Here is a 10,723-nt window from a genome sequence, read left to right on the forward strand (position 1 = left end):
CTGGAACTCCGCGACTGACGGTGGAAAGCGCGTGAGGAGAGGCACCGACCCGGAAGCCTGACAGCATGCATCCGGGTCTCGGCAGGGCTCCGCGACTGGCCGAAGTCGCCCGCCCCGACATCACCCGGCTGGCCGAGGTCGCCCGCGTGCTGAAGGCGGACCGCGACCGGCTGATCCACGGCATGGGTGAGGTCGAGGGCAAGCGGCCCTTCGTGAGCAACTCCGAAACGTGCATGGCGGAGGGGACATGCCTGACGTCGGACCTTCTCCCGCTTACGGGCGCATGGTCGAGCAGGGATCGAGTGTCACGACCCGGTGGCAGACGCGGTCGAGCATGCCGCGATCATGGCTCACCAGCACCACGGCGGATCCGGCGGCGGCGATCCGGGCAAGGCCTTCGATCGCAAGGCATCGCTGACGCGGATCGAGTGCGCTGGTCGGCTCGTCGGCCAGAAGCAGCCGCGGTCGTGCGAGGGCGGCGCGCGCCAGCGTCACCCTCTGGGTCTGACCCGTTGACAACTGCCAGGGCCGGCGGCCCGGATCGACCTCGGCAAGCCCCTGCCGGGCAAGCATCGCGCGCGCGGCGGCCGCGCGAGCGGCGCGGGCAAGGCGCACAGGGCCGACGGTCAGCGGTTCCGCCACCACGCGCTCGATCGGCCAGCGCGGATTCATGCTCGACAGGGCGTTCTGGAACAGGGTCAGCACCTCCCCCCTCCGCGGGGGGCGCTCTGCACCGTCGCGCAGGATGAGACCCGCGGCCGGCGGCAGACGCCCGGCCAGTGCGGCCAGAAGGCTGCTCTTTCCTGATCCGGAAGGCCCGACAACGCCGAGCACCTCGCCGGGCCTCAAGCGCAGCGAGAGGGGCGGAAAGAGCGGCCTCGCCCCGCGCACGAGCACGAGGTCTTGGCATTCCAGCAGCGGCGGTGCCGCGGACGGCTCGGGCGGGCGCACCAGAGCGGCCGCCCGCGCGAAGGTCCGGATCGGTCCCGGCGCGGTTTCGGCGTACGCCTGTCCTGCCGGGGTTTCGGCGGCAATCCTGCCGTTTTCGAGCAGCAGGATGCGGTTGGCGGTGCGCGCCATCAGGTCGAGATCGTGGCTCACGACCAGCACGGATCGTCCGCCGTCCCTCAGACAGGCCATGACCGCCTTGGCATTGTCGGCATCCACGGCCGAGGTCGGCTCGTCGGCCAGCACCACGGGCGGGTCGAGCGCTAGGGCCGCGGCGATGTTGGCGCGCTGGAGCATGCCGCCCGACCATTCGTGCGGAAAGCGGTCGAGCATCGCGGGGTCGAGGCCGAGCCGATCGCAGAGCGCGGCGATGCGCGCCGGGTCTGGCCTGTGGCCGAGCGCCCGCCAGGCCTCCTCGATATGGGCGCGCACGCTCCGGTGGGGCGCGCAGGCGTCGAAGGGGTTCTGGGCGACGAAGCCGATGGCATGGCCGAGGCGGCGGCGCAGCGCCGTGCGGTCGTTCGGAGCAAGGTCCTCGCCCGCCGCCCGAAGCCTGCCATCGACCCGTGCCGATGGCGGCAGCAGACCGAGGAGCGCGCGCAGCACCGTCGTCTTGCCGCAGCCCGACAGGCCGACCAGCGCCAGAACCTCGCCCGGCTGCAGGTCGAAGGACAGGTCCCTGACGACCACGGCGGTGCCATAGGCCACGCTCAATCCGCGGACGGCGAGCGCGGCCGCGCTCACGACCGGGCCTCGGGCGTGGCGATGTCGCGCAAGGCCTCGCCGAGCAGGTTCGAGGCCAGGACCGCGACGAAGATGCAAAGCGCGGGCGCCAGCAGAAGCCAAGGCGCGATCTGGAAGTGGAAGCGCGATTCAGCCAGCATCGCGCCCCATTCGGCATGGGGCACCTGAACGCCGAGGCCAAGGAACGAGAAGGCCGAGATCGCCGCGATCTGCCCGCCGAGGCCCAGCGTGGCCAGCACCAGAAGCGGCCAGAGGACGGAGGGCAGGACATGCTGCGCGAGGACGCGCCATTCGGGCACCCCGATCTCGCGGGCCACCATCGCGGCCGGGCTGCGCACGGCCTCCAGCGCACAGGCCCGCGCGATGCGGGCCTTGTAGGCCCAGTCGGCCGCGGCGAGCGCGATCAGCAGGTTGAGATAGCCCGGGCCCAGAAGGCCCAGCACCCCGAAGGCCACGATCAGGCCCGGCAGGGCCATGACCACATCGACAAGGCGCATCAGGGCGGCGTCGATCCAGCGCCCGGACAGCGCCGCGAGGCTGCCGACGAGAAGGCCGACCAGGGTGATCGCCGCGGTCACCGCAGCCGCCCCGCCCAGCGACCTGCGAGCCCCGTCGAGAAGGCGGGACAGCTGGTCGCGCCCCATGGCGTCGGTGCCGAGCCAGTGGCCGGGCCCGGGCGGACGCAAGGTCGCGGCATAGTCGGGCAGGTTCGGCGGATGCGGGGCGAGCCAGGGGCCGGCCGCCGCCGCGCCGAGAAGCAGGAGGCACAGCGCCAGTCCCCAACGGCCGGAGGGGTGCCGCAGGAGCGCCGCCGGAAAGTCGGTCGGGGGCATCGCGCCCGGACGCGGGGCGGTCGCAGCGCGCCGGGAAAGGCCGATCATGCCCGCCCCTCGCGCGGGGCCCGCAGGCGCGGGTCGATGAGCAGGGCCAGCGCATCGACGCTGCTGCTGACCGCGACATAGGCCAGAACGGCGATCAGGACGAAGGCCTGGATCACCGGCACGTCCCTGACCGACAGCGCCTGCAGCAGGTAGGCGCCCACCCCGGGCCAGGTGAAGATCGTCTCGAGCACCGGCGCGCCCCCGATCAGCCCGCCGACCGAGATGCCGAGCGCCGTCAGCCAGGGCAGCAGCGCCGGCGGCAGCGCGATGACGGCAAGGATGCGCGCCTCGCGCGCACCGCGGGCCCGCGCCACGTCGGCCGGGCCGCGCGCCATCTGCTCGGCCAGCGTGGCGCGCAGAAGCTGCGTCCAGCCGGCGGCGCGGTCGATGCCGAGGACGACCGCGGCGAGGACCAGCGTGATCCCGGCCCCGCCCGACAGCACCCGGCCGAGGCCCAGGCCCACGACCACGAATTGCAGCACCAGAAGCGCCAGCACGAAGGCCGGGATCGCCGCGAAGACCCGCGTATAGGCCATGACCAGCCGGTCGGGCCACCGGCCTGCCCAGCGCACCGCGATCAGCGCCAGCGCCAGCGACCAGACGACCGACACGGCAAGGCTCAGCCCCACGAGCTGCAGGGTGGCCGGCAGGCGGCGCAGGAGCGCCTCGGCGACCGGCTCGCCGGTGCGCCAGGACAGGCCCAGATCGCCCCGCAGCACGCCGCCCAGCCAGTGCAGGTAGCGCTGCCACAGCGGCAGATCGAGGCCGAACCGCGCGCGCAGTTCGGCGATCTGCGCGGCCGTCGGTTCCTCGATCCGCCGGGCGGCCAGGATCATGTCCACCGGATCGCCGGGGGCGAGCGGCAGCATCGCCCAGACGAGGACCGAGGCGCCCAACGCCGCGAGCCCCGCCTGCAGCCCGATCCGGCCGAGGGCGCGCGGCCATCCGCGCGCCCCGGCGAAGCGACTGCCGTTCATTCGCAGGGCGCCGTCTGCCACGAGACGTGGTAGAGCGCAAAGCCCGGGGCGTAGCAGGCGTAGCGGTCGTTCACCACCACGCGGCCCTTGTGGATGTTGAAGGAGAAGGCATAGGGGTCGTCGTCCCACAGGATTTCCTGAATCCGGTGCAGGATGGCGGTGCGCCGCGCGGGGTCGATCGCGGTGGCGAGTTCGGTCACCAGCCCCGCAACCTCGGCGTTGTCGAAGCCGCCGTAATTGCGCTGCCCGTCCGGCAGGAGATAGGTCTCGAGAAAGCCCTGCACCCGCCCCCAGCCGGCCGCGCCGGACGAGACCATGGCGATGTCCCAGCGGTTCGAGGGCTCCATCAGCGCCTGGTTGATCCCGTCGAAGCTGACCACCTGCGCCTCGATGCCGACCCGCGCCAGCTGAGCCTGCACCGCGGTGGACAGCGGCACCAGATCGGGCTGCTGGGGATAGATCGCGAGGATCAGCGTCAGGCGCTGGCCGTCCTTCCTGCGGATCCCGTCCGCGCCCGGGGTCCACCCGGCCTCGTCCAGAAGCCGGGCCGCCTCGTCGGGGTCGGTCCGGTAGTTCTCGAGCGCGAAGGGCAGGTTCGCGGCATAGAGCGAGGTCGCCTGCGCGAGCCCGCCGCGGAACACGTCCTCGGCGATCTCGCGGTAGTCCACCGCCCGCAGCACGGCCTTGCGCAGCCGCACATCCGCCAGCGGCCCCTGCCGCAGGTTCATGAAGCCGGTGAAGCCCCCCGTCCCCAGCGCGCCGATGTTGAAATGCATCCCCGGCGTCGCCTCGACCTGCGGCCGCGCGGCCAAGGGCGGGTAGAGCGCGATGTCGGCCTCGTCGTTCTGCACGGCCAGGATGCGGGCGTTGGCATCGGGCACGAAGCTGACCGTCAGGCCGGGCAGTGCGGGCCTGCCCTGCCAGTAGCCGGGGAAGGCGGTCGCCTCCATCCGCCGGTCGTCGAGCGCGGTGACCGCGTAGGGGCCGGTGTAGATGCCCGCGCCGACGAGCTGCGCCCAGTCCTCGCCCACTGCCTCCACGGCCTCGGCATCGAGGATCAGGAACACCGATTCATCGGCCAGCACGCCGGGCAGTTCCGGCCAGGGCGCGGGCGTCGTGACGGTGATCTCGAGCGCGCCGGTCGCGGTGAAGACGGCACCCTCGGGCACCGCCCCCTGCGCCGAGGCGGAATGTTTCCGCGCGGCCTCGATCGCGGCGACCACCGCCGCGGCGTCGACCGGCCTGCCGTTCTGGAAGGTGATGCCCTCGCGCAGGGTCATCACCCAGCGGGTGGGTTCGGGGTTGGCGAGGCTCTGAAGCAGCCAGGGGTGGTGCCTGCCGTCTTCGCGGAACTGCATCAGCAGCTCGGCCTGGCCGAATTCCTGCATCCAGAAGCCATCCTCCCAGGGGTTCATGCTGTCGATGGCGAAGGAGGTGACGATGCGCAGCGGCGGATGGGCGCCTTCGGCGCGGGCGGGCAGGCCGGGCACGGTCAGCGCCAGCGCGGCGGCCGCGGCGAGAAGCCAGCGCCGGGACAGAGGGATCGTGGTCATGAGAAACTCCCGGTTGCAGATGCGGAAAGGGTGCGGACCCGGCGGCGGCCGGGGCGTCCGGACAGGGCGAGGTCGGGGGCATGGCCGCCTGCCGCGACGACATCGGACAGGATGCGGTCGAGCGCGGCCTCGTCGGGGATGCGGAACCACAGCCCGCGGGGATAGACCGCAAGCACGGGCCCCTGGTTGCAGGGAAAGAGGCAGCCCGTCGCAGTGACGAGGCATCGGTCGGCCAGCCCCGTCTCGGCCAGCCGCGCCTTCAGCCGGGCCTGCAGCGTGCCCGAGCCGAGGAAGGCGCAGCGCGGGCCGGTGCAGACCAGGATATGGGTGTCGAAGTCGGGCGGATACTGCCAGCCGGGCTTTCCGAGCGCGGGGCGCAGCGTCCGCGCGTCGCGGCTCCGGCTGCCGGCGAGCAGCGGCGCCAGCGCCGTGGCGGCCTCCTCGGGTTCGGGCGGGTCAGCCAGGTCGACGGCCATGTCCCCGGCCTCGGTCGCGGCGAAATGCGCCACCGCGCCGGGCAGCCAGGCCAGGATGTTCGCCGCAAGCGGAAAGCCCACCGGCTGCACCCGCACCCGCCGCGCGCCGCCGTCGCGCGCCTGCCGCAGGGCCGCGGCCAGCCCCAGCCCTGGGCCTTCGAGCCGCAGTGCCGTGACCGGCCCGGCGAACACCGACCGGCCGGCGCGGTGCAGCGCGGCCAGCAGACGGCCCTCGTCGCACCCCGAGAGACTGGGTTGCGAGACGCAGAGGATCAGATGGTCGGCGGCCGCGGTCATTGCAGGACCGGTCCGGGGATCGGGGGGCAGGAACGCTCGCCGGGGACGGGGCGGCCGCTGCCGGGGCCGATGCGGCAGCGGCACTGCCCGCCGGGGGCGCGGCGGCAGGGCATGACGAGGTCGGCGGCGACCTCGCCTTGCCCGCCCGTGATCGCGCAAAGCGCCGCGCTCAGGCGCGGCAGGACCGGGCCGAGCGCCGCCAGCACGGGGCAAGCGTCCGTGGGCAGGTCGCAGGGGGCCAGACGCGCGTTCGGGTCGATCAGTCGCGGCTGCGATCCTGCCATGCCGGCCTCCGCCATCGGCGGGGGCGGCACGAGCGCACGGCGATGTCGGACGGCACGCGGACGGGTGCCTTGGTCATCTCGGGCCTCCTCCGGGACACCCCGCCCGGGTTGGTTGAACAGACTGACGGCAGGTCTCCTGACTCGCGGGTCCCGGCTTTCCTGCACCTTCCCACCCCGAGGGGCAGTGGCTGTTGCAGGATCGCTCGCCGCTCACAGTTGCGGGGGCAGTCGCGGATTCGGTGGCTGATGCCTACGCCTCACCGCGTTCCCTTTTCATCCCTCTGCCTCGCGGCTTCGGGAACCGTCGCGCCGTCCTTGGCACGACGTGGCTGCAAGGTCAACGGGCACGATGGCGCCGGGCGGCTTGCCGCATGGCGTCCGACCGAGACCCACTGACCGTCCGACATCCGCAAGCGATGCGCGATCGCAAGTGTCTCGACGGCCAACACCGCTCGGAACGCCGGCGCGACAGATCCGGCGCATGTTGACTTTGTTGACTGTTTCTCTAAGAAAAGACTCGGGCTGGGGGTGTCGTTCGCACAGCCCGGATTGGCAAGGATCAGATGCAGGACTTCTTGGAACTGACGGCGACCGGGGGCACCGGCGCGGGACTATCTGCCCTGCTGGCCCGCCTGCCTGGGGCGGACGATTGGTCGCCCCGGGGCCGGATCGGTCACCCCGGCCCGGCGGCGATATCGCTGGCCGAGCTGGCGGATGACGCCGCGCACCGAAGCCTGCTCGACCTCCAGCTTGCGCGCGAGATCGCGGACTGCCCCGGCGCCGACATCAAGGTCGCGGCGGCCTATTTCATGGACTCGGTGGGCTGGGCTGTCGGCACGGTCTTCGGACATCTCTACCTGAACGGGGTCGTTCCGGCCCTTGAGCCGCGACAGCTCGCGCTCGAGCCGCGCGACGTGCCCTGGACGCACGAGGGCGAAAGCGGCACGGGTCGGGCCTGGACCCTCTGGTTCCTGGTGGGGGACATGCCTCTGCATCGCGGACTGACGGGCGAGCCCGACCTGCGCACGATGCTGGCGGCGCGGTTCTGCGCGCTTCTTCAGCCGCTCGTCGAGCGCCTCCACACGGCAAGCCATCTTGCTCGGCCCGCCCTCTGGCGGCTGGCCGGCGACGGCCTTGCGGGCGGCCTGATCGAACCCGGTCGGGCCATGGGGCTGGCCGACCGGGCCGTGGCAGAGGCCCGGGCGCTGTCGCTGCTCAAGGGAAGCCGGCTGTTCGCCAAGGAACGGCAGGTCGTCAAGGTTGTCCTGCCGGCCGATCCCGCGGCGGGCTTGCCCGAGATGCGCGACCTTTGGCGGGCGCGCGGGGGGTGCTGTCGGGCCTACACCTGGGGCGGAAACGACTATTGCTCGACCTGCGTCCACCTCCCTCCCGAGGAGCAGGTCCGCCGCTGGCGGACCTGGCTCGCCGGGCAGCGCGCGTCGAGCCATGCCCCCGCCCCGGTGCCGGACCATGACAAGGAGGTGTCCGCATGTTCATCGCCATGAACCGCTTCCGCATCCACCTGGGCCGCGAAGCGGAGTTCGAAAGGGTCTGGCGCACCCGCCGGTCGCATCTGGCGGAAGTGCCGGGTTTCATCGCCTTCCACCTGCTGCGCGGGTTGCGCCACGAAGACCACACGCTTTATGCCAGCCACTCGGTCTGGGAGTGCGAGGAGGCCTTTCTCGACTGGACGCGGTCCGAGGCGTTCCGCCTGGCCCATCGCGACGCCGGCGGCGCGCGCGATCTCTATCTCGGCCCGCCCCAGTTCGAGGGCTTTGTCGCGGTCCTGGGCCAGAGCAGCGGCGCCGTGGCGTGAGCGCCACCCGTTCTCGCCGGAGGCAGGGCCGCATCCGGCTGCTGGCAGGCTTTGTCCGGCCCTACCGCCGCACGGCGGCGCTCGTGCTGGCGGCCGTTCTCGTCGTCACGGCGACCGGGCTCCTCGGCCCCTGGCTGGTCGGCGACATCGTGCGCACGATCGAGGCGGGCGGCGAGGGCGCGGCGGCGCGCTTGCCGTGGGTGGCGGGGGCGCTCGGCCTCGTCTGTCTCTTGCGCAGCCTCGCCACGGGGGCGGTGTTCCACTTAAGCCATGTGGTCGCCTTCTCGACGGTCCGCGACATGCGCGACGCGTTGCAGGCGCGGCTGCAGACCTTTTCTCCGGCCTATTTCTCGGCCCGCGCCTCGGGCGACATCGTCAGCCGCATCATGCGCGACACCGACGATCTCGAGCCGCTTCTGGCAGATGCCGTCTACGGCTTTCTTGTCTCCTCGCTCGTGGGTGTCGGGGTCTTCGTCATCCTGATGACGATCTCGCCGCTGCTTGCGGTTCTGGCGGCGCTGCCTCTGCCTGTCGCGCTGTGGAGCGTCTGGCGCCTGGGCGGCGTGGCGCAGGACGCCTTTGACCGGGAGGGCCGCGTGTTCGGCGAGACCTCTGGCCTCGCGCAGGACCAGGTGGCGGGCATGCGCGAGATCCAGATCTTCAACCGCGAAGCCGCCGAGACGCGGCGGTTCGGCGGCATCTCGGCCCGGCTGGCCGCCGCGCAGGTGCAGGCCCGTCGGGTCATGGCCGGCTTCGAGCCGGTGGTCGAGGGCGCGGCCGGATTGTCCACCGCGTTCGTGGTGCTGGTCGGCGGCCGCATGGTGCTGAACGGAGACATCGCGGTGGGGGACCTCGTGTCTTTCGTCCTCTACATCGCCGCAATCTACCTGCCGCTGCACAGCGTTGCCGACGCGGCCGAGTCGTTCCAGAAGAGCCTGACCTCGCTCGGCCGGATCGGCGAGGTGCTCGCCCACGAGCCCGAGGTGGCCGACCCCGCCGACGGAATCGCGCTCGGCCGCGCGGGGGGCGCGATCGAACTGGAGAACGTGGGCTTTGCCTACACCGGCGACGATCGGGTGCTGAGCGAGATCAACCTGACCGTGCCAGCCGGAACGTCGCTCGCCCTGGTGGGGGCGACCGGCGCGGGCAAGTCCACCCTCGCCAACATGGTGGCGCGCTTCTACGACCCGACCGATGGTGTCGTGCGGCTCGATGGGCACGATCTGCGGAGGCTTCGCCTCGGCGACCTGCGCGCGAACGTGTCGATGGTGCTGCAGGACGTGTTCCTGTTCAACGACACGATCGCCGAGAACATCCGCTTCGGTCGTCCCGGGGCCTCGGACTCCGAGGTCATGGCCGCGGCGCGGGCGGCACGCGCGCACGACTTCATCGCGGGCCTGCCGGACGGCTACAACACCTTGGTGGGCGAACGCGGGGTGCGGCTGTCCGGCGGGCAGAAGCAGCGGCTGTCGATCGCGCGTGCCGTGCTGAAGGATGCGCCCGTCCTGATCCTCGACGAGGCGACCAGCGCCGTGGATACCGAGACCGAGCGCGCGATCCAAGACAGCCTCGCGGAGCTCATGCGCGGCCGGACCACGGTGGTGATCGCGCACCGATTGTCCACGATCCGCGACGCGGATCAGATTGCGGTGCTTCAGGCAGGCCGTGTCGTCGAGCGCGGCCACCACGCCGAACTGATGGCCCAGGGCGGCCTCTATGCCCGGCTTGTGGCCGCCCAGTCATCGGCCGAGCGGCTGGCCTCCTGACCTGCGCCGTTCCTGTCCCGTCGCGGCAAGCGGTTAATCGCTCACGGCCGTCGCCGGGTCGCCATCGATGGCGGCGGCGATCATGGGTTCGAGCCGATCCAGAGCGTAGGGCAGGCTGAGCAGCGAAGCGTGGCTGAAGGCCGCGGCGAGCATATCGTCGGCGAGGGCTTCGCGCCCCTCGGCCGCCGCCCGCATGCCGGCGCGGATGGGCAGGGACCAGAGCGCCTCGGCCGGCTGGTCCGTGTACCAGATCACCACATCTGCGTCGATCAGGTCGGGCCGTTCGGCCGAGACATCGGCGCTGAACGCCCCTGCCGGCACGGCCTCTGCCACGGCCTGCGGCGTGCGCAGCCCGAGCCGGCCCAGAAGCTGCGGCCGGATGTCGGTCGGCCCGTAGACGCCGATCCGGTCGCCCCAGTAGAAGGCCACGTTCGCGGTGTGGTCCTGCCAGCCGGGGTTGCGCGCCACGATCCCCGCGATCTGCTCTTCGATACCCGCAATGGCCGCCTCGGCGTCGGCACTGCGGCCCAGTGCGCGGGCGGCAAGCCGGACCTGCTCCTCCCAGGGCAGGGCGAAGTCGCCGGTCCCCGGCGGCACGGCGACGACCGGGGCGATGAGCGAGAGCCGGGCGAATTCCTCCTCGGTGATGCCCGACCAGAGGGCGAGGATCACGTCGGGCTCGGCCGCGGCCACCGCCTCGATGTCGATGGGAGAGCCGATGACCGTCGGCGTCGCGGTCAGCGCCTCTTCCGCCCAGGGCCAGACGGTTTCCGGCCAGTCGCCATACCAGTAGCGGATGGCGACGGGCTGGATCCCGAGCGCGAGCAGGTTGTCCGCGCCGTTGTAGTCGAGCGTCGCCACGCGCTCCGGCGCGGACTCGATGGTGACGGGGCCGAACTTCGTGTCGAGGGTCAGCGGGAAGTCCTGCGCCAGAGAGGGCGCGGCCGTCAGGACGAAAGCTGCGGCAAGGATCGGTCGCAT

At 72.2% G+C, this 10,723-nt stretch carries 10 protein-coding genes and 1 riboswitch; of the genes, 3 read left to right on the forward strand and 7 right to left on the reverse strand.

Annotation, left to right across the window (positions count from 1 at the left end; translation table 11 throughout):
* Positions 1-273 precede the first annotated feature (273 nt).
* Genes GT358_RS10330 through GT358_RS10355 form a run of 6 tightly spaced genes read right to left on the reverse strand, consistent with a single transcriptional unit; the run spans position 274 to position 6,160 of the window.
* Entirely contained in the window at positions 274-1,692 is a 1,419-nt protein-coding gene (locus GT358_RS10330) for an ATP-binding cassette domain-containing protein (RefSeq protein WP_166582540.1), read from the reverse strand.
* Positions 1,689-2,573 carry an ABC transporter permease gene (locus GT358_RS10335; RefSeq protein ID WP_243730827.1) on the reverse strand — a complete coding sequence of 295 codons (885 nt, stop codon included), beginning with the start codon at positions 2,571-2,573 and terminating at the stop codon, positions 1,689-1,691. Before GT358_RS10335 ends, GT358_RS10330 begins: the two co-directional genes overlap by 4 nt.
* Positions 2,570-3,550 (reverse strand): ABC transporter permease, encoded by a 981-nt coding sequence (locus GT358_RS10340; RefSeq protein ID WP_166582541.1) that lies wholly within the window; start codon positions 3,548-3,550, stop codon positions 2,570-2,572. Before GT358_RS10340 ends, GT358_RS10335 begins: the two co-directional genes overlap by 4 nt.
* Positions 3,547-5,103: an ABC transporter substrate-binding protein gene (locus GT358_RS10345; RefSeq protein ID WP_166582542.1), complete on the reverse strand. Its 1,557-nt coding sequence runs from the start codon at positions 5,101-5,103 to the stop codon at positions 3,547-3,549. Before GT358_RS10345 ends, GT358_RS10340 begins: the two co-directional genes overlap by 4 nt.
* Positions 5,100-5,876 (reverse strand): ferredoxin, encoded by a 777-nt coding sequence (locus GT358_RS10350; protein ID WP_166582543.1) that lies wholly within the window; start codon positions 5,874-5,876, stop codon positions 5,100-5,102. Before GT358_RS10350 ends, GT358_RS10345 begins: the two co-directional genes overlap by 4 nt.
* Entirely contained in the window at positions 5,873-6,160 is a 288-nt protein-coding gene (locus tag GT358_RS10355) for a hypothetical protein (RefSeq protein WP_166582544.1), read from the reverse strand. Before GT358_RS10355 ends, GT358_RS10350 begins: the two co-directional genes overlap by 4 nt.
* A 108-nt stretch (positions 6,161-6,268) precedes the next feature.
* A riboswitch (cobalamin riboswitch) is annotated at positions 6,269-6,481 on the reverse strand.
* Between the two features lie 242 nt (positions 6,482-6,723).
* On the opposite strand from GT358_RS10355, the gene GT358_RS10360 reads away from it, so the two are divergent.
* The 3 genes from GT358_RS10360 to GT358_RS10370 are packed head-to-tail and all read left to right on the forward strand — an operon-like array spanning position 6,724 to position 9,742.
* The gene (locus tag GT358_RS10360) at positions 6,724-7,665 is read left to right on the forward strand and encodes a hypothetical protein (RefSeq protein ID WP_166582545.1); all 942 of its coding nucleotides are present in this window, start codon (positions 6,724-6,726) and stop codon (positions 7,663-7,665) included.
* A complete protein-coding gene (locus GT358_RS10365) occupies positions 7,650-7,976 on the forward strand; it encodes an antibiotic biosynthesis monooxygenase (RefSeq protein ID WP_166582546.1) in 327 nt (108 codons plus the stop codon). Before GT358_RS10360 ends, GT358_RS10365 begins: the two co-directional genes overlap by 16 nt.
* On the forward strand, positions 7,973-9,742 hold the full coding sequence (locus tag GT358_RS10370) for an ABC transporter ATP-binding protein (protein WP_166582547.1): 1,770 nt from the start codon (positions 7,973-7,975) through the stop codon (positions 9,740-9,742). Before GT358_RS10365 ends, GT358_RS10370 begins: the two co-directional genes overlap by 4 nt.
* Positions 9,743-9,775: 33 nt before the next feature.
* Here the strand turns inward: GT358_RS10370 and GT358_RS10375 are convergent.
* A partial coding sequence (locus GT358_RS10375) for an ABC transporter substrate-binding protein (protein WP_166582548.1) occupies positions 9,776-10,723 on the reverse strand: 948 nt, incomplete at its 5' end.

Origin of the sequence: Rubellimicrobium sp. CFH 75288, from assembly GCF_009904055.1 — a bacterium.
Classification (GTDB): Bacteria; Pseudomonadota; Alphaproteobacteria; order Rhodobacterales; family Rhodobacteraceae; genus Rubellimicrobium.

Excerpts from the sequence above, each read along its gene's own strand:
- GT358_RS10335 (WP_243730827.1), bottom strand. The coding sequence starts at position 2,573 with ATGATCGGCCTTTCCCGGCGCGCTGCGACCGCCCCGCGTCCGGGCGCG.
- GT358_RS10345 (WP_166582542.1), bottom strand. The coding sequence starts at position 5,103 with ATGACCACGATCCCTCTGTCCCGGCGCTGGCTTCTCGCCGCGGCCGCC.
- GT358_RS10365 (WP_166582546.1), top strand. The coding sequence starts at position 7,650 with ATGTTCATCGCCATGAACCGCTTCCGCATCCACCTGGGCCGCGAAGCG.
- GT358_RS10340 (WP_166582541.1), bottom strand. The coding sequence starts at position 3,550 with ATGAACGGCAGTCGCTTCGCCGGGGCGCGCGGATGGCCGCGCGCCCTC.
- GT358_RS10355 (WP_166582544.1), bottom strand. The coding sequence starts at position 6,160 with ATGGCAGGATCGCAGCCGCGACTGATCGACCCGAACGCGCGTCTGGCC.
- GT358_RS10360 (WP_166582545.1), top strand. The coding sequence starts at position 6,724 with ATGCAGGACTTCTTGGAACTGACGGCGACCGGGGGCACCGGCGCGGGA.
- GT358_RS10350 (WP_166582543.1), bottom strand. The coding sequence starts at position 5,876 with ATGACCGCGGCCGCCGACCATCTGATCCTCTGCGTCTCGCAACCCAGT.